Below are 18,391 nucleotides of genomic sequence, written 5' to 3'. Positions count from 1 at the left end.
TTCTCAAAACAAATCCTTCAAGATCTCTTTTAAAAAGAATTTCACCTTAACCGGCTCTTCATCCTGATTTTCATAAACAGGAGGGGCGATATCTTGTCCGGCTTCTTCAGACTGGTTCTCGTAATCCATTTGCGTTTCTTGATCTTCTGCCTTTTCAATCGATTTATCCGTTTGGGCGGCAGTCTTAATCGGTTGTATTTTTTGATCATCCGTTTGCGTTTGTTCTGCAGTTTCCTCGTTCATACTATTATTAACTGGCTCAACTTCTTCAGCTGACTCTTCATACGCTGAATCATTTGCTACAGCTGTTCCGCTGTTGAAATCCAGAAAGCATAGCGGCGGGAAAAGGACGCACCACCAGTTCTCACCTTGACCCTCACCCAATGTGATTTTAATAGCTTCATACTTGCCTGCCGGATATAAATATTGTCCATATAGCTTAGTTGGAAAAACAGTTTCACCAAAATCAACCTGTATCTTTTGTACATTACCTTCTTTGACCATAACATCTTCAGCTATAGCTTCTATATCAGACAAACGGGAACCAATCACTTTTCTGGCTTCCTCAATTGAAGTTAATTCTGCTACCCATTTGTTAATTTCTTTATTGACCTCATCCCTGATGGATCGTTTCAATTCCTGGTCAGCTTCTTTATTACTGTTTGCTAAGATCCGTAAGCGGATCGCTTCATTCGGGATTACTTGAACCTCTGTTTCTGTCGCAGAAGAACTGTTTTTCGGTGTAATCATTCCAGTCATTGTTGCCGCACAAAGTAATACAATATATATTAAAGGCAAATATTTTTTTGCCATCATCGTAAACACCGTCCCTTCACTTACAAACAGTGTGGACAGTTTTTTTCTATCTTAAACTATAATTATCTGAATTTTATTTCTACCGCGTTTTATTTACCGCATTCTTGAAAATAAGGGAAGGGAGAGTATAAAAATGGATAATTTTATGATGGATGATGGTGGGTTCTTTGGCATTTTTTTAACTGGCTTTCCAATCATCTTTGGTATTATTTTTATTTTAGTCATTGGCACTTTTCTATTTATTATCATCAAAAGCCTATCTAAATGGAGTCATAATAATAAACAGCCCAGGCTGAATGTAGTTGCTAAGGTTGTCACCAAACGATCAGAGAGCAGAGGAAGTGACAATTCGTCCAGCACCTGGTATTATGCGACGTTTGAGATGGAAAGCGGTGACCGAATGGAATTGACTTTAAGTGGAAAAGACTACGGGATGTTAGCAGAAGGAGATATTGGGAATCTATCTTTTCAGGGCACACGGTATCTCGGATTTTTGAGAATCTAGCTTCGACTCCTAGCTCCTCGAGGTCATAAGGATAGCCACTACGGAGGTCAACAGGACGTTGATCACAAAGACGCTGCCACACGATGTGGCGTTCTTAGTCTTTGTTCCTTAATAGCCTCCCTTCATGCCTCTCCTTATGCTTGTCGGAGCTGGGCAGTCGCCTCAGCTTTTTATGTAATCCAGCTTCTGGGCCTAGGAGCTCGAGTCATAAGCAAATACTCTACAGGAGAGAAGAACGCCTCCCTCCGAGTATTCATCTTATGCTCGTCGCGGGCCTACAGGATGTTGGTCATGAAGACGTTGCCACAGGACGTGGCGTCTTAGTCTTCGTTCATCGATACAGGCTCTTCAGCTTTTTATGTAATCTAGCTTCAACGGCTAGAAGCTCAGGACATAAGCATGACCTCTGCGGGAGGGAAGAGCACCTCCCTCCGAGCCCCTGTCTTATGCTCCTCGCTTCTGATCAAGCCGTTTCAGCTTTTTATTTCGCCAAAGACCATTCGATCTTTTCCGTTGATATCGAACAGGACTTCTACATGGGCTTCAGGGTAAACAGCTTGCATTAGTTCTGCTACTTGCTCTCCCTGACCGGCGCCTACTTCAAATCCAACCAATGCTTTGTCTGTAAGTACATTTGGCAGATCTGATGTAATTTGGCGGTAACAATCCAAACCATCATTTCCAGCAAACAAGGCGAGATGAGGTTCATGGTTTTTAACCACATCCGAAAGGATTGCATGATCTGATTCAGGAATATAAGGAGGATTAGAAAGAAGAACATTCACCCTTTTACCAGCATCTATTAATGGTTTGAGCAAATCCCCCTGCAAGAACGCCACCTCAGCCTGAAGGCGTTGAGCATTTTCAGCTGCCTGTTTCAATGCTTTCTCTGACAAATCGACAGCCGTCACTTTCATATCAGGACATTCCAATGCCATCGTAATCGCAATAATCCCGCTGCCTGTCCCAATATCAGCCATGTCCAGCTTCTCTTCAGGACTAAAAAGCTTTTTTAGTTTAGCTAAGGCATGAAATATCAGCTCTTCCGTTTCAGGACGCGGAATCAATACATCTCCATTCACCAGAAATGTCCTGCCATAAAACTCCTCGCTGCCAATTATATGCTGCACAGGTACTGCTTCGATTCCATGCTTTTTTACATCCTTTATAAAGATAGCTTCTTCCTCTTCCGTTAACTCATCATGCATATTCGCAAGCATTTGAGCACGGGATAGACCCAGCTGATTCATCAACAGCCATTCTCCAGCATTTTCATCACGGCCATTCTCCCTTAAAAAAGAAGAAGCCCATCGAAGAGCTTCATACACTTTCATCATTCTTAATCCTCCGCATTTTGAAGACGGCTAGCCTGGTCCTCAACAATCAATGCATCAATCACTTCATCCAATTTGCCTTCCATGATTTGATCCAGCTTTTGAATGGTTAATCCAATGCGGTGATCTGTAACACGGTTTTGCGGATAATTATACGTACGGATACGTTCTGAGCGATCCCCTGTTCCGACTGCAGATTTACGAGCACTGTCATACTCAGCCTGTGCTTCCTGCTGGAATTTATCATAAATACGAGCACGCAATACTTTCATTGCTTTCTCTTTGTTTTTAATCTGGGATTTTTCATCCTGGCAGGATACAACAATCCCCGTAGGAACGTGAGTAAGACGTACAGCTGACATGGTAGTGTTAACACTTTGTCCGCCCGGTCCGCTGGATGCAAACGTATCTACACGGATATCTTTGTCATGAACTTCAACCTCAACCTCTTCTGCCTCCGGTAAGCAAGCCACAGTCGCTGTTGATGTGTGAATACGACCGCCTGATTCTGTTTCAGGGACACGTTGTACACGATGGGCACCGTTTTCGAATTTCATCTTGGAGTATGCGCCATTTCCATTAATCATAAAGATGATTTCTTTATAACCGCCAAGCCCCGTTGGATTTGAATCCATTACATCAATCTTCCATCCTTGTGCCTCAGCATAACGGCTGTACATTCTATAAAGACTTCCTGCGAATAGGGCCGCTTCATCACCGCCGGCTGCTCCGCGAATTTCCATAATAACGTTTTTATCATCATTAGGATCTTTGGGAATCAGCAATACTTTAAGCTTTTCTTCCAACTCTTTCATTTGTCCGGAAAGTTCATCTACTTCTTCCTTCACCATTTCACGCATTTCAGCATCCAGCTTCTCTTCAAGCATTGCTTTCGCATCAACAAATTGGGAACGTACATCTTTATATTCTCGATACGCAAAGACAGTCTCCTGAATATCTGATTGTTCCTTGGAATATTCGCGAAGCTTCTTAGTGTCATTTACGATTTCCGGGTCACTCAAAAGCTCATTTAATTTGTCATATCGGTCTTCTACCGCTTGTAAACGATCGATCAATTTCTTCACCTCATTAACAGGTTTTTAAAAGAGGTTTTTACCTCAGTATTTGATTTGTTTATTGTACCACAATCAGACGGAAACGAAAAAAAGAGACGGCAAAGATGAACATACATCCTTTAATCTGCCATACCCTTTTATTTCTGACATACAAAAACACCCCCAAATTCCACTTATTCCTCCGGAGGTGTTCATTCCTTTTAAAGCCTGTTTGTTTTTATGTTTTCGATACCACCGTTAATCGGTGTATGTACCGTTTCTTGTTTGCCTGGTACTTCATGATGATGACGGCATCTTGGCTCATAGGATTCCGATGCACCCACTAAAATAACAGGGTCCTCATAGCCTGCAGGCTTCTTATCAATCAAACGCTGCGTCCGGCTTGCAGGGGATCCGCATACGGAACAAACTGCCTGTAGTTTTGTTACCTGTTCTGCCAGGCACATTAACTCCGGCATCGGCCCGAATGGCTCTCCTCTAAAATCCTGATCAAGGCCAGCCAGGATTACTCGATAGCCGCTGTCTGCCAAATGCTGAGCAACCTGTACAATTTCTTCGTCAAAAAACTGCACTTCATCAATGGCAATTAAATCTGTATCTAAATCTATATGATCGAAGATATGGGATGAATGCGTAATGCCTTTGGCAATAACAGAAGTTCCATTGTGGGAAACCACCGCTTCCTCACTGTATCGATTATCAATAGCCGGTTTGAAAACAGCAATGGATTGCTTAGCAAAGACCGCTCTCCTTACCCTGCGAATCAGTTCTTCAGATTTTCCGGAAAACATGCTGCCACAAATTAATTCTATCCAGCCAAATTGTTTCGTTTCGTACATGTGTTGGGGTCTCCCTTCCTGTCTTTACTAGGTTCATTAGGATTTTGCTTGTAACATTCCTGCATTTACTATACCAATAGATAATTATACATCATAAACTGCTCAAGAAAAGATTTTTTATCATTTGTTAATAGAGACCTTTGTTGTTAAAAAATTGATATAACTCCTCTAAAAACATACAAACACAGACCAACATGTTTTTCTCAGTACATTAGCCTGTGTCTGCCTTAAAGCAAAAAAACAGGCAAGCGGCTTACCCGCTGCCTGTTTCCGAAAATCAAAATTATTGTTCTTGTTGTTGGGATTTGAAACCATACTTCTTGTTGAAACGCTCAACACGTCCATCAGCAGAAGCAAACTTTTGACGTCCAGTGTAGAATGGGTGGCATTCATTGCAAACCTCTACGCGCACCTCTTCTTTAACAGAGCCAGTTACAAATTCATTACCACAAGCACATTTAACAGTTGCTGTTTTGTAATTAGGGTGAATTCCTGTTTTCATCTTTTCCACTCCTTCCGCCCTGAGTCTTTCGAAACAGAGTTATCAAGCGTGCTCTTTTTAGTATAAGCACACTCAAGATATTATAACAGACGTGTTATTTTAAATCAACAGCTACTGCTACTATTACAAGATTCTTTTCGATCCGCCCGTTGACTTTTTCATCTCGTCATCGAGGTATTGAAAGAATTCTTGGTTGGTTTTAGTTTGTTTAAGTTTTCGTAACAGACGCTCAGCAAAATCAGGCATATCTGACATCGTTTTGCGAATAGCCCATAATTTTTCCAAATGGTCTTTCGGAATAATAAGCTCCTCTTTCCTTGTCCCAGATCGGCGAATATCAATAGCAGGGAATATTCTTCTTTCTGCTAGTGAGCGATCCAGGTGAAGCTCCATATTACCCGTTCCTTTAAATTCTTCGTAAATAACGTCATCCATTCTTGAACCTGTATCCACAAGAGCTGTTGCTAAAATGGTTAAGCTACCGCCTTCTTCAATATTACGTGCAGCTCCAAAGAAACGCTTCGGACGGTGAAATGCCGCCGGGTCAATCCCACCTGACAATGTTCTGCCGCTTGGAGGGATTACTAGGTTATAAGCACGTGCCAATCTTGTTATACTATCCATTAAAATAATAACATCTCGTTTATGCTCAACCAGACGCATAGCACGCTCTAATACAAGCTCTGCTACTTTGATATGGTTTTCAGGAACCTCATCAAATGTTGAGCTGACTACATCTGCCTGTACAGATCGCTCGATATCTGTTACTTCCTCAGGACGCTCGTCAATTAAAAGGACGATTAATTCCGCATCCGGGTGATTCGTTGTAATGGCATTGGCGATTTCTTTAAGAAGCATCGTTTTACCAGCCTTTGGAGGTGCGACAATCAATCCACGTTGCCCAAAACCAACAGGTGCTACGATATCCATTACACGTGTAGATACATTGCGGGGAGTTGTTTCAAGTACAACCTGACGATCAGGATACAGCGGAGTTAATGCAGGGAAATGCACCCTCTCCTTAGCTGATTCAGGATTATCCCCATTCACTGCTTCAACATGCAATAATCCATAATACCGTTCATTTTCTTTTGGAGGACGTACCTTACCGGATACTTTATCACCGTTTCTTAGATCAAATCGGCGAATCTGAGATGCCGAAATATAGATATCCTCTGAACTTGGTGAGTAATTGATCGGTCTTAGGAATCCAAACCCTTCAGATGGAATGATTTCTAAAACACCTTCCATGAATAGGTACCCATCTCGCTCCGCCTGAGCTTTTAAGATGGCAAAGATCAATTCTTTCTTTGTCAGCTTACTATAATAGGACACTTTATACTTTTTAGCTTGTTCATAAAGCTCTTTTAGCTTTAAATTCTCTAAATCGGAAATTGTTAATTCCATTATGACACCACACTTCAGTAAATTAATTAGATTGATTTTAGTGATTTGTTTATTACTACATGGATAGGGTTATCAAGAAGAAAATATTTAGGAAGGTAAAAGGATGAGTTGCGGTTTAAATCCACGTAAACCATTTGTTGCTTTCATTAGCAATTATATTCTATTCTATTTTTTTCTCAAAAACAAATCCATTTTACTCGCTTTTGATTCAGACTTCAACTATTAACATCACATAGAGGTTTTTAAAACTATTGCAACATTCTCAATATATCACAATTTCATAATTTTTATAATAAAGTCCTCCAGATTTTCACCTGGAGGAACTACTATTTTTATCTAAATTACGTTTTCATAACCAAATTTGGTTTCTTATTTAGATTGTTACATTAAGAATTCTTAAGCTGCTCAATCTCTCTCGGCGATAATTGTTCTCTCCATATGGTCGCTCCCAGTCCTGAAAGCTTGTCCACTATAAAGCTGTATCCCCGATCGATATGCTCGACACCGGTTATTTCGGTAACTCCCTCTGCTAATAGACCAGCAATAATTAAAGCAGCTCCGGCGCGCAAATCACTTGCCTTCACTTTTGCTCCATTAAGCTGAACAGGTCCATTAATAATTGCAGAACGGCCTTCTACCTTAATATCGGCGTTCATCCTGCTTAATTCATCTATATGTTTAAATCGAGATCCATATATGGTATCCGTAACAACGGAAGATCCAGTAGCCTTCGTCAATAATGCTGTTAAGGGCTGCTGTAAATCCGTAGGGAAACCAGGATATACAAGGGTTTTTATATCTACTGCTTTTAATTTTTCAGCCTTCGGTATATAAATCTGGTCGTCCCGCTCTTCAATACCAATTCCCATTTCTCTTAGCTTTGCAATCAGGGATTCAAGATGCTGCGGTATTACATTATCAATCAATATACCTTCTCCAACTGCTGCGGCAACAATCATATAGGTTCCTGCCTCGATACGGTCAGGAATAATGGTATGTCTGCAACCATGAAGTTTTTCGACACCCTCGATACGAATGACATCCGTACCTGCACCTTTGATACGGGCTCCCATATTCGTTAACAATGTTGCAACATCGATAATTTCCGGCTCTTTCGCAGCATTTTCAATAATGGTTTTGCCTTTAGCTAATACAGCTGCGAGCATGATATTAATCGTTGCTCCTACGCTGACAACATCCAGGTAGATTCGGGCTCCACGTAATTCTTCAGCACGCAAATAGATTGCCCCCTGCTCATTTGTTACCTGAGCACTGAGAGCTTCAAATCCTTTGATATGCTGATCAATTGGGCGAGGTCCCAAATAGCATCCCCCCGGCAAGCCAATAACTGCTTTCTTAAATTTACCGAGCATCGCTCCCATTAAATAATAGGAGGCACGTAATTGTTTGACCCTTCCGTTTGGAAGAGGCATTGATATCATCTTACTCGGATCAACAGTCATTTCAGTTGAGTCAAGTGTTACCTGACCGCCGATTTCTTCAAGTAATCCTTTAAGCATTTCTACGTCAGAGATATTTGGAAGCCCCTCAATTGTTACAGATGAGTCAGCAAGAATAGTTGCTGGTATTAAAGCAACTGCACTATTCTTTGCACCACTTATGCGAACTTCCCCTTTTAGCGGATACCCACCCGCTATTTTAAGCTTTTCCATAATAACTCCCTTCTGCGCCCTTGATGTGATTTTATCCGTCCGGCGAGAATAAGGTAAATATTACCACAAAAATCACCTGAATTAAAGCTAGTCTGTCAAATTATTTCACAAGCTCGGATCATTCATACATATTTTACCACGATTATTTTTCTGTTCTTGTTTCCCAATCCTTAAGGAATGCTTCAATTCCTTTGTCTGTTAGCGGATGCTTACAAATTTGAAGAATTACGTTATAAGGAACCGTTGCAATATGTGCGCCGCGAAGTGCTGCTTGCGTCACATGCTGTGGATGACGGATACTTGCTGCAATAATCTCTGAATCGATATCATGGATTGCAAAGATTTCTGCAATTTCAGCTATTAAATCAAGTCCATTTTGTCCAATATCATCTAATCTTCCGATAAAAGGAGAAACATATGTTGCACCTGCTCTAGCAGCTAATAAAGCCTGATTGGCATTAAAAATTAAAGTTACGTTTGTTTTGATTCCTGCTTCAGTCAATGCATGAACTGCTTTTAATCCGTCTGGAGTCATTGGTACTTTTACTGTGATGTTCGGAGCAATCTCAGCTAATTCTTTACCCTCACGAATCATACCTTCCGCATCCAGTGCAATAACCTCTGCACTTACAGAACCAGGTACCAACGCTGTTATTTCACGCAGACGATCATGGAAAGAAACATCTTTTTCCTTCGCAACTAATGATGGGTTCGTTGTTACACCTGCCAAAATACCAAGTGCATGGGCCTCTTTAATTTCATTTAAGTTTGCTGTATCTATAAAAAACTTCATTTAAATTCCTCCTTGAATGAATTTCTATGTCTTTTATATTGTGTCATTGTTCTCCATTTTGAGCAAATAATTTCACCTTTAAAAACGTATGATTTAACCAAAATTATGTATAGTAAAAAAGAGGATCCCATGATGAGTGGCATCCTCTCGTAAAGATATCTTTTATGCTTTGTTATTAGAACCGAATTCACGAATTTTACCGATAACCGTTTCTTTAATTGCTTCACGAGCTGGTCCAAGGTATTTACGTGGATCGTATACTTCTTTGTCCGCAGCCAATACTTCACGTACCGCTTTAGCAGAAGTGATTTGGTTTTCAGTATTTACATTAATTTTAGCTGTTCCAAGAGAAATAGCTTTTTGGATATCGTGTAAAGGAATACCGGATCCACCGTGAAGTACTAATGGCATACCAGTTTCTTTTCCGATTTCTTCCATCTCTTTGAAACCTAATTTCGGTTCACCTTTGTAAGGTCCGTGAACAGAGCCTAACGCTGGAGCAAGACAGTCGATATTTGTACGTTTTACAAGATCTTTACACTCTTCAACGTCAGCATAGATAACGCCATCAGCTACTACGTCATCTTCTTGTCCGCCAACTGTTCCAAGTTCTGCTTCAACAGAAACACCATTTGCATGAGCATATTCAACCACTTTAGAAGTAATTTCAATATTCTCTTCGTATGGGTGATGAGAAGCATCAATCATAACGGAAGTGAATCCTGCATCAACAGCTTCTTTACATTTTTCAAAGCTGGAACCGTGGTCTAAGTGAATAGCAACTGGAACTGTTGTCTTGTATTCTTCCATTAAGGCTTTTGTCATTGCTACACACACTTTAAAACCGCCCATGTAACGAGCTGCCCCTTCAGAAACCCCTAAGATTACTGGAGATTTTTCTTCCTCAGCAGCTTGAAGAATAGCTTGGGTATACTCTAGATTATTGATATTAAATTGTCCAACTGCATATCCTTCTTCTTTTGCTTTGTTCAGCATTTCAGTCATTGATACTAAAGGCATTTTTCTTCCTCCTTGTTAATAATAAGCTCGAGCCAAACGGCTTCCCTTATCATTTTCCCTAATGGATCGATATGTATTCCCCCTTCTGCAAAAAGCGTCAGAGGGAAGTTATCTCTAGCATATCAACTTGTCCTCAAACTATCAACAAGTGTGCAAAATGTACATTTAACTGTCAATTTTAGCAACCGGTAAATGATCCTTTACCGCTTTCCTAATATCATCAATATCAAATGGTTTTGCAAAATGAGTCAAGGCTCCCAGGTTCATCGCTTCCTGAATCATATCTAATTCTCCATACGCTGTCATAATTAATACACGAATGCCCTGATCTTCTTCTTTCATTCTTTTTAAAATCTCAATTCCGTCCATACCGGGAATTTTCATATCCAGCAACACTAAATCTGGTGATTCACTTTTCTGGAGCGCCAATGCCTGCTCTCCATTTGCCGCCAGAAATGTTTGATATCCTTCCTGCTGCAGTACTTCATTCAGCAAAATACGGATGCCAAATTGATCATCAACAATTAAAATTTTTTCATTCATTTTACACAGCTCCTTCTTTCCGTTAGCCTGTATAAATAAGACACTTAAATCTATAAGTTCTACTAATAGGTAAATAATACCTTTATTCAAACGAAATTGTCTTTCGACAATTTACGTTCAAGCATTTATACTTTGACAGGAACTTATCATTTTAATGCTGTAAAAACAGTAAAAATGAAAGCATCTATTACTATTAAAATCAGGAGTTGACCCAAATGCTGAAAATATATTTAACTCAATTAACTGGTATTTATAAAAAAATTGAACAAGATGAACAGGAAAATATGGAGGACGCAGCGAGATTATTAGCTCAGGCTTTAGTCAGCCATGGTATTGTTTATCTTCATGGTTTTAAAGAAATGGATGGGATTATCAGCCAGGCAATCGATGGACCTGAACCGATCAAAGGCGTGAAGCGATTGTATAACGGCCAATATATGGCTCAAATCGAGCAACGAGACCGCGCCATCATTTTTGCACGAACTGCAACCGAACCGGAAGCAGTTGCTTTAGCTGAATCCTTAAACGGACAGCGTATCCCTTTTGTTGCCGTTTCCCTGGCTCCTGCTGCAGATGATATCAATACGCCGAACCTTGCCAATCTGGCAGATATCCATATTGATTTAAAAGCAACACGAGGTCTTATTCCAAATGAGGATGGAACAAGAAGCGGGATTCCCACCCTTGCAGCCGCCCTCTTCGTTTATCAGGGAATCACTCTGTCAATCGATGAAATCATTAAGGAATATGAAGAAGAATAATTATCCTGCTTGGCCAAAAAATAACTTTACATTACGTAAGCGCATACCAGCAAGTTTCTTGTCTGTTTTTGTTTGATAAAAGTTTTCTGATAATGATTTCGTTTACTATATAAAGTTGTAAGTTTGGACGATTGAGGTTAGTTGAAATTTTATAATTTCAACTAATTGAATAGCCTTTTCAGATGAGCGTTTTCCAATTTATTGAACCTTTATAGGACGAATTGTATATTTAATCGCCCTTATGAGTACAAATATCACTTTTGAGTAAAAAATCACTCGAAAATAAAAAAGGTGTACAGAGCTATCAGTAGTAACTGATTTTCTGTACACCTTTATTTTTATTATTTTTCGCCTAGTGATGCATGAATGAATTCACGGAACAATGGCTGCGGACGCTGTGGTCTTGATTTGAATTCTGGATGGAATTGAGAAGCAATGAACCAAGGATGATCCTTCAATTCAATAATTTCTACCAGACGTCCATCCGGGCTGGTACCTGAGAAGATAAAGCCTTGTTTCTCCATATCTTCGCGGTAATGGTTGTTGAACTCATAACGATGGCGGTGGCGCTCATATACCACTTCATCTTGATAAGCTTCAAATGTTTTCGTTCCAGGAACAATTTTACATGGATATAAACCAAGTCTAAGAGTCCCGCCAAGGTCCTCGATATCAATTTGTTCAGGAAGTAAGTCAATGATTGGGTTTGTCGTTTCCGGATTAAGCTCAGAAGAATGAGCATCTTTTAACCCAAGAACGTTACGTGCAAATTCAATGGATGCTAACTGCATACCAAGACAGATTCCAAAGAACGGCTTTTTGTTAGTGCGGGCATATTCGGTTGCCAGGATTTTTCCTTCAACACCACGGTCTCCAAATCCGCCCGGCACCAAAATACCATCCACATCATCAAGCATTTCATTTACATTCTCTTTATTTACATGCTCTGCGTTAATCCATTTAATCTTCACATCTGCATCAAATGCATAGCCGGCATGTTTTAATGCTTCTACTACAGAAATATAGGCATCTTGAAGCTCTACATATTTTCCAACAAGACCGATTTTCACTTCTTTGGTCAGATTCGTTACTTTATGTAGCAACTCTTTCCATTCTGTCATATCTGCATCGTTTGTTTGCAATTTCAAATGGTTACAAACAATTTCGTCCATTCCTTGTGCCTGAAGATCCAATGGAATGGAATATAAAGTTTCTGCATCACGGCACTCGATGACAGAATTTTTATCAATGTCACAGAACAGAGCAAGTTTGTCTTTCATATCCTGAGAGATTGGTAATTCTGTACGCACGACGATAATATTTGGCTGAATACCTAAGCTGCGCAATTCTTTAACACTGTGCTGTGTAGGCTTTGTTTTCATTTCACCAGCAGCTTTAAGGTAAGGAATCAATGTACAGTGAATGTATAGAACGTTATCGCTGCCAATATCACTCTTAATTTGACGAATCGCTTCCAGGAATGGCAAGGATTCAATATCCCCTACTGTTCCGCCAATTTCGGTAATAACGACATCCGCATTTGTATCATGGCCAGCTTTCAAAATCCGCTCTTTAATCTCATTCGTAATATGCGGGATTACTTGCACCGTTCCGCCTAAATAGTCTCCGCGGCGCTCTTTCTTTAACACGTGAGAGTAAACTTTACCTGTTGTTACATTGGAAAGCTTAGATAAATTGATATCAATAAAACGCTCATAATGGCCTAAGTCTAAATCTGTTTCTGCACCATCATCTGTTACGAAAACTTCACCATGTTGATAAGGACTCATCGTTCCCGGGTCCACATTGATGTATGGGTCAAATTTTTGGATTGTCACTTTCAAGCCTCTGTTTTTCAATAAGCGGCCAAGTGAAGCAGCTGTAATCCCTTTTCCTAAAGAAGATACAACTCCGCCTGTAACAAAAATATATTTTGTCATCTATAAAAACCTCCTAAAAGATCGTATTGATTTCATTTGGTAAGCACAAATCTATTAATAGTGATTAGTTTTTGTTTTTTCATCGGGCCTATCCCCTAAAAAAAATAAAAAAGCCCCCTTGCAAGCAAGGGAGCTTAAAATCGCTTAATAGTGTTTCCTTTATTTTAAAGGAGCCCAATGAATATTCTACAAAGATTGACACTTTAAGTCAAGGTTAAAGGATTAGCGATTGTCGTCCTCTTCTTCTTCGTCAATCACAAGATCTTCTTCCTCTTCTTCTTCGTCGTCAAGATCATAATCATCCTCAACGATAACTTCGTCCTCGATTAGATCCTCGTCATCATCATCCTCATCATCATCGATGTCATCGATATCGTCGAAATCATCAATTAAAGAATCATCCTCATCATCGTCGTCATCGAAGTCATCAAGATCATCAAAATCAAGAACTTCATCCTCATCATCAAAGTCATCAACGAGTGCTTTTTTGCCTTTTTTCTTCTTCTTCACTTTAGAAGCTGGAACTGTTTCTTCTTCAACTTGTTCAACAGGGTACCATCCTTTTAGTCCCCAGCGATTGTCTCCAATACTGATAAAACGGCCGTCTACATTTAGATCTGTATAGAATTGGCCCATTTTTGCACTAACTTCTTCATCTGTCAAACCAAGTAATTTTTGGATTTTATCCATCATTACCTTAAAATCTATTGCTTCTTTCTTTTCTATAAGTAACACGTTCGCAATTTCAATGTAAGCCATTTCACTTACTTCTTCCTTAGACAGGTTGGCTAGTTTCATTGTTCGCACTTCCTTTCTATCAAATCAACATGAATGCCCAATTATGCATATCCCATTATAACCAAACGATTCATCTTTTTGCCACTTTATTTTATCCGTTCTATCCTTTTTCCTCTTGCGGCTTTATAAGAATATAAATAAAAAGCCATCACAAGGACTTAAAGGGGCACTGATCGGTCTTTGTTCAACCCGTTTCCAGTATCCTCTCGTTTCTCCATTATAACCTGCTTTTATGTATCTTATAATAAAAAGCTTCTACTTTTTTATCCTACCATACAACCAGCTATTAATGTTCAATCCCATACACAAATATTGAGCAAATGATCAATCCTTTGAATGTCATCCTAAAAAATCAGAGTACAGACATTAATTAGTCTGTACTCTGGTAGCACAGAAACTTACATATTTCTGCGATATTGCCCTCCAACTTCATATAATGCATGGGTGATTTGGCCAAGACTGGCTGTTTTAACAGTTTCCATCAGCTGTTCAAATATGTTCTCTCCATTAATGGCAGCCTCTTTGAGTTGAGTTAGAGCATTTTCTGCAGCCATTCCATGAATCTCCTTAAATTTATCTAGATTAGCAATTTGTAAATCCTTTTCATCCTTTGTGGCACGGGCCAATTCCATATTGTTTACTTCATCTTCACTCGGCGGATTAGGATTTAAATAGGTGTTCACACCAATAATCGGAAGCTCACCCGAATGCTTTTTCATTTCATAAACAAGAGATTCATCCTGAATTTTGCCACGTTGATACTGCATTTCCATTGCTCCAAGGACTCCACCTCTGTCGTTGATTCGTTCAAATTCGCGGAGAACCGCTTCTTCTACTAAATCCGTTAATTCCTCAACAATGAAGGAACCCTGAAGAGAATTTTCATTCTTCATCCAGCCAAATTCTTTCGTAACAATCATCTGAATGGCCATGGCCCTTCGTACGGATTCCTCCGTTGGTGTAGTGATTGCTTCGTCATAGGCATTGGTATGCAGGGAGTTACAATTATCCTGCAAAGCAAGCAAAGCCTGCAGAGTCGTACGGATATCATTAAAATCAATTTCCTGAGCATGCAGGGAACGTCCCGAGGTTTGGATATGATATTTCAGCTTTTGGCTTCGTTCATTCGCACCGTATTTATCTCTCATAACAATTGCCCATATTCGCCTTGCCACACGTCCGAGAACAGTATATTCTGGGTCCAGTCCATTTGAGAAAAAGAACGAGAGATTCGGTGCAAACGAATCAATGTCCATACCTCGGCTTAAATAATATTCTACATACGTAAAGCCATTCGACAGTGTAAATGCTAATTGTGAAATGGGATTTGCTCCTGCCTCAGCGATGTGATAACCGGATATGGAGACAGAATAATAATTTCTCACCCGATTTTTTACGAAGTACTCCTGGATATCGCCCATCAGTTTTAATGCGAACTCAGTAGAAAAGATACATGTATTCTGTCCCTGATCTTCCTTTAAAATATCTGCCTGAACGGTTCCTCTGACAATCTCCAGGGTCTCTTTTTTTACAGTTTCCTTTTCCTCAGAAGTAAGAGTTCTTTTAAGCTCTGCTTGCTTTTTCTCTATTTGTTGATCAATGGCGGTATTCATAAACATAGCAAGAATGATGGGAGCAGGGCCATTGATTGTCATAGAAACGGAAGTACTTGGTGAACATAAATCAAACCCATCATAGAGTTTTTTCATATCCTCAAGGGTACAGACACTTACACCGCTTTCCCCAACCTTCCCATAAATATCTGGGCGTATATGCGGATCCTCGCCATATAGTGTGACCGAATCAAAAGCCGTGCTCAGCCGTTTGGCCGTATCATCCTTTGATAAATAATGAAAACGGCGGTTCGTTCTCTCCGGTGATCCTTCTCCGGCAAATTGCCGCTTCGGATCCTCTTCCTGTCTTTTAAACGGAAACACACCTGCAGTGAACGGAAATTTCCCGGGAACATTCTCTTTCTGTACCCAGCGCAGGATTTCTCCATAATCCTGAAACTTAGGTAAAGCTACTTTCGGTATGGTCAGACCACTTAATGTACTAGTCCTCAATTCTGTCTTAATTTCCTTATTTCGTACTTTCGTAATCAGTTCTGTTTTTGAATATAATTCCTTCTGATTATTCCAGCCATCAAGAATGGCTTTTGACTCATTGGTTAGATTTTGCCTGTATCCCTTTTGAAGCTCGCTCAGCGGCTCTGTTCCATCCGCTGAATATCCCTCTTCCTCTAACGCCTGTATGGTACCTTCTATTTGAAATAATCGCCTGGCAATCTGTTGTTGCTCAAGTGAGGCGGTATGATATTGCTTTACTGTTTCAGCGATTTCCCGTAAGTAATATTGACGGTCGGGAGGGATGATGACATTTTGCTTTTCTGAACGCACAGATGTATTAAAACGGCTTTTGTATTCCTGACCTGTTTTCTTCTCAATGACTTCAAGCAACGCAGCAAAAAGTGCGTTTGTACCCACATCATTAAACTGGCTCGCAATCGTTCCGTACACCGGCATTTCAGCCAGATCCTTATCAAATAGATTGCGGCTGCGCTGGTATTGTTTTTGAACCTGGCGCAATGCATCCTCTGATCCTTTTCTTTCAAATTTATTAATAACAATTAAATCAGCAAAATCAATCATATCTATTTTCTCAAGCTGTGAAGGGGCTCCAAACTCACTTGTCATGACATACATGGATATATCACATACTTCCGTTATTGCCGCATCTCCCTGGCCAATTCCGCTTGTTTCAATAATTACAGCATCAAATCCGGCTGCTTTTACGACAGCTATTGCATCTTTTATCGAATTGGAAAGCTCAGAGTGTGAGTTCCGCGTCGCCAAGCTCCTCATATACACACGCGGATGAAAAATGGCATTCATTCGTATTCTGTCTCCAAGCAACGCTCCGCCTGTTTTCTGCTTCGTTGGGTCAATCGAAAGAATTGCTATGTTTTGTTCAGGGATTTCATTAATGAATCGCCTTATTAATTCATCTGTAAGCGAGCTCTTTCCCGCTCCCCCAGTACCGGTTATCCCAATTACCGGAATATGATTAACCTGTTTATCATCTATTTTTTGCAGTTCATCTGACAAAGCAACGGCTTCCTGCCCAGCCAGCAAGCGATTTTCCACCATCGTAATCGCGCGTGCTACAGTTAATGGGGCCGATACGGATAGATTCCCCTCATTCAACTCTTCAAGCGGGGGCAGTGGATAATCACATTCACGTATTAGCAATTCCATCATGCCCTCAAGGCCCATTTCTCTTCCATCATCCGGTGAAAAAATCTTTGCAATCCCATATTCATGCAGCTCTTTAATCTCCCTTGGTATGATGACTCCTCCGCCGCCCCCATAAATACGAATATGGCCGGCTCCTCTTTCCTTGAGCAAATCGTACATATACTTAAAAAATTCTACGTGACCACCCTGATAGGAAGAAACAGCAATCCCCTGAACATCCTCCTGAATAGCTGCATTAACAATTTCCTCAACAGAACGATTATGACCAAGGTGAATCACCTCCGCTCCTTTTGCCTGAAGAATTCTTCTCATAATATTGACACTGACATCGTGCCCATCAAATAAACTCGAAGCAGTCACAAAACGGATAGGGTGTTTCGGTTTATATCCTTTATTCATCTTTTTTCATTCCCCTTTGCTTATCTGTTTTCCCCATTGGCTAAACCGCTTAAAAGAAGATGCGATTGCATTTCAATATATTGATCGATTGTAAAGCTTTTTCTAAGTCCCCATCTCCTGAATGCCCACATTTGTCCATGAACAATAATGTTATGTGCAAGCAGGTGAATTTGTATCGGGCTTAAATCAATTTCCTCATGCTGTACACATGTCTGAATAAGTTCCTCAAACATTTTCGTCATTTCATTTTCTTTATTTAATACATATGGCAGTGCTGCCCTACTCAACGATTTTGCTTCCTGGTACATCACCAATACTTCATCCTGCATTTCATCACAAATTTTAAAATAATAGGCGATACCTAAGCGCAGTCCGGCAAATGTCCCCTCGCTTTCTTCAAGCGCCTTTTGAAGCCGGTCCTTCACCTCATCGTAAATATTGTCACAAACGAGATATAAAATATCATCCTTGGATCTGATATATTCATAGAGCGTTCCAATACTGAATCCTGCTGCCTTCGCTATTTCCCTTGTTGTTGTTCGGTGGTAGCCCTTCTCTATGAATAAAGAGACCGCCCCTTTGATCATCTCGTCCCGGCGTTTTTTCACTAGCCTCTCATCCTTTACTGAGGCATGGACTACGATTCTCTTCACCCTTTCACCCACCTACCTACAAGTATTTCTTTTAAAAATCAATTCTCCCCGGATAAAGATAGCCGGGAAGAACCC

The 18,391-nt window shown here is 40.2% G+C and carries 16 protein-coding genes; 2 read left to right on the top strand and 14 right to left on the bottom strand.

Annotated elements, in window-relative coordinates:
* Window positions 1-3 precede the first annotated feature (3 nt).
* Window positions 4-816: a stage II sporulation protein R gene (gene spoIIR / locus FHY45_RS12900; RefSeq protein ID WP_306821554.1), complete on the bottom strand. Its 813-nt coding sequence runs from the start codon at window positions 814-816 to the stop codon at window positions 4-6.
* A gap of 133 nt (window positions 817-949) precedes the next feature.
* On the opposite strand from spoIIR, the gene FHY45_RS12895 reads away from it, so the two are divergent.
* Complete coding sequence (locus FHY45_RS12895; RefSeq protein ID WP_257469086.1) at window positions 950-1,321, top strand: DUF2500 domain-containing protein; 372 nt, start codon at window positions 950-952, stop codon at window positions 1,319-1,321.
* Between the two features lie 473 nt (window positions 1,322-1,794).
* Here FHY45_RS12895 and prmC read toward each other — a convergent pair whose 3' ends face one another.
* The 9 genes from prmC to FHY45_RS12850 all read right to left on the bottom strand — a co-directional run bounded on the left by prmC (window position 1,795) and on the right by FHY45_RS12850 (window position 10,508).
* The gene (gene prmC, locus FHY45_RS12890) at window positions 1,795-2,655 is read right to left on the bottom strand and encodes a peptide chain release factor N(5)-glutamine methyltransferase (protein WP_139892342.1); all 861 of its coding nucleotides are present in this window, start codon (window positions 2,653-2,655) and stop codon (window positions 1,795-1,797) included.
* Window positions 2,656-2,660: 5 nt separating this feature from the next.
* A complete protein-coding gene (prfA, locus tag FHY45_RS12885; RefSeq protein ID WP_066109335.1) occupies window positions 2,661-3,731 on the bottom strand; it encodes a peptide chain release factor 1 in 1,071 nt (356 codons plus the stop codon).
* A 200-nt stretch (window positions 3,732-3,931) separates the two neighbouring features.
* Window positions 3,932-4,570: a thymidine kinase gene (locus FHY45_RS12880; protein ID WP_066109338.1), complete on the bottom strand. Its 639-nt coding sequence runs from the start codon at window positions 4,568-4,570 to the stop codon at window positions 3,932-3,934.
* A 283-nt stretch (window positions 4,571-4,853) separates the two neighbouring features.
* Window positions 4,854-5,072, bottom strand: a complete 219-nt coding sequence (gene rpmE, locus FHY45_RS12875; RefSeq protein WP_066109340.1) for a 50S ribosomal protein L31 — start codon at window positions 5,070-5,072, stop codon at window positions 4,854-4,856.
* Between the two features lie 123 nt (window positions 5,073-5,195).
* Complete coding sequence (gene rho, locus FHY45_RS12870) at window positions 5,196-6,479, bottom strand: transcription termination factor Rho (protein WP_066109343.1); 1,284 nt, start codon at window positions 6,477-6,479, stop codon at window positions 5,196-5,198.
* Window positions 6,480-6,865: 386 nt separating this feature from the next.
* Entirely contained in the window at window positions 6,866-8,152 is a 1,287-nt protein-coding gene (locus FHY45_RS12865; RefSeq protein ID WP_139892077.1) for a UDP-N-acetylglucosamine 1-carboxyvinyltransferase, read from the bottom strand.
* Window positions 8,153-8,294: 142 nt separating this feature from the next.
* Window positions 8,295-8,945, bottom strand: a complete 651-nt coding sequence (fsa, locus tag FHY45_RS12860) for a fructose-6-phosphate aldolase (protein WP_066109349.1) — start codon at window positions 8,943-8,945, stop codon at window positions 8,295-8,297.
* 162 nt (window positions 8,946-9,107) lie between these two features.
* Window positions 9,108-9,965 (bottom strand): class II fructose-bisphosphate aldolase, encoded by an 858-nt coding sequence (locus FHY45_RS12855; protein WP_066109352.1) that lies wholly within the window; start codon window positions 9,963-9,965, stop codon window positions 9,108-9,110.
* Between the two features lie 165 nt (window positions 9,966-10,130).
* On the bottom strand, window positions 10,131-10,508 hold the full coding sequence (locus FHY45_RS12850) for a response regulator (protein WP_066109355.1): 378 nt from the start codon (window positions 10,506-10,508) through the stop codon (window positions 10,131-10,133).
* A 215-nt stretch (window positions 10,509-10,723) separates the two neighbouring features.
* On the opposite strand from FHY45_RS12850, the gene FHY45_RS12845 reads away from it, so the two are divergent.
* Entirely contained in the window at window positions 10,724-11,269 is a 546-nt protein-coding gene (locus FHY45_RS12845) for a DUF2529 family protein (RefSeq protein WP_066109358.1), read from the top strand.
* A gap of 341 nt (window positions 11,270-11,610) precedes the next feature.
* Here the strand turns inward: FHY45_RS12845 and FHY45_RS12840 are convergent, their stop codons facing one another.
* From FHY45_RS12840 to FHY45_RS12825, 4 genes are all read right to left on the bottom strand, one after another.
* Window positions 11,611-13,209 carry a CTP synthase gene (locus tag FHY45_RS12840; protein ID WP_066109361.1) on the bottom strand — a complete coding sequence of 533 codons (1,599 nt, stop codon included), beginning with the start codon at window positions 13,207-13,209 and terminating at the stop codon, window positions 11,611-11,613.
* Window positions 13,210-13,431: 222 nt separating this feature from the next.
* The gene (gene rpoE, locus FHY45_RS12835) at window positions 13,432-14,007 is read right to left on the bottom strand and encodes a DNA-directed RNA polymerase subunit delta (RefSeq protein WP_066109364.1); all 576 of its coding nucleotides are present in this window, start codon (window positions 14,005-14,007) and stop codon (window positions 13,432-13,434) included.
* 398 nt (window positions 14,008-14,405) lie between these two features.
* Window positions 14,406-17,663: a fused isobutyryl-CoA mutase/GTPase IcmF gene (gene icmF / locus FHY45_RS12830; RefSeq protein ID WP_139892076.1), complete on the bottom strand. Its 3,258-nt coding sequence runs from the start codon at window positions 17,661-17,663 to the stop codon at window positions 14,406-14,408.
* Between the two features lie 20 nt (window positions 17,664-17,683).
* Window positions 17,684-18,316, bottom strand: a complete 633-nt coding sequence (locus FHY45_RS12825; protein WP_139892075.1) for a TetR/AcrR family transcriptional regulator — start codon at window positions 18,314-18,316, stop codon at window positions 17,684-17,686.
* Between the last annotated feature and the right edge of the window lie 75 nt (window positions 18,317-18,391).

The organism is Bacillus sp. D386 (assembly GCF_006346415.1).
The sequence above is the reverse complement of the archived record's forward strand: the minus strand, read 5'-3'. Positions and strand labels throughout refer to the sequence as shown.

Coding starts and splice junctions, on each gene's coding strand:
- spoIIR (WP_306821554.1), bottom strand. CDS start 816: ATGATGGCAAAAAAATATTTGCCTTTAATATATATTGTATTACTTTGT.
- FHY45_RS12895 (WP_257469086.1), top strand. CDS start 950: ATGGATAATTTTATGATGGATGATGGTGGGTTCTTTGGCATTTTTTTA.
- prmC (WP_139892342.1), bottom strand. CDS start 2,655: ATGAAAGTGTATGAAGCTCTTCGATGGGCTTCTTCTTTTTTAAGGGAG.
- FHY45_RS12880 (WP_066109338.1), bottom strand. CDS start 4,570: ATGTACGAAACGAAACAATTTGGCTGGATAGAATTAATTTGTGGCAGC.
- rpmE (WP_066109340.1), bottom strand. CDS start 5,072: ATGAAAACAGGAATTCACCCTAATTACAAAACAGCAACTGTTAAATGT.
- rho (WP_066109343.1), bottom strand. CDS start 6,479: ATGGAATTAACAATTTCCGATTTAGAGAATTTAAAGCTAAAAGAGCTT.
- FHY45_RS12865 (WP_139892077.1), bottom strand. CDS start 8,152: ATGGAAAAGCTTAAAATAGCGGGTGGGTATCCGCTAAAAGGGGAAGTT.
- fsa (WP_066109349.1), bottom strand. CDS start 8,945: ATGAAGTTTTTTATAGATACAGCAAACTTAAATGAAATTAAAGAGGCC.
- FHY45_RS12855 (WP_066109352.1), bottom strand. CDS start 9,965: ATGCCTTTAGTATCAATGACTGAAATGCTGAACAAAGCAAAAGAAGAA.
- FHY45_RS12850 (WP_066109355.1), bottom strand. CDS start 10,508: ATGAATGAAAAAATTTTAATTGTTGATGATCAATTTGGCATCCGTATT.
- FHY45_RS12845 (WP_066109358.1), top strand. CDS start 10,724: ATGCTGAAAATATATTTAACTCAATTAACTGGTATTTATAAAAAAATT.
- FHY45_RS12840 (WP_066109361.1), bottom strand. CDS start 13,209: ATGACAAAATATATTTTTGTTACAGGCGGAGTTGTATCTTCTTTAGGA.
- rpoE (WP_066109364.1), bottom strand. CDS start 14,007: ATGAAACTAGCCAACCTGTCTAAGGAAGAAGTAAGTGAAATGGCTTAC.
- icmF (WP_139892076.1), bottom strand. CDS start 17,663: ATGAATAAAGGATATAAACCGAAACACCCTATCCGTTTTGTGACTGCT.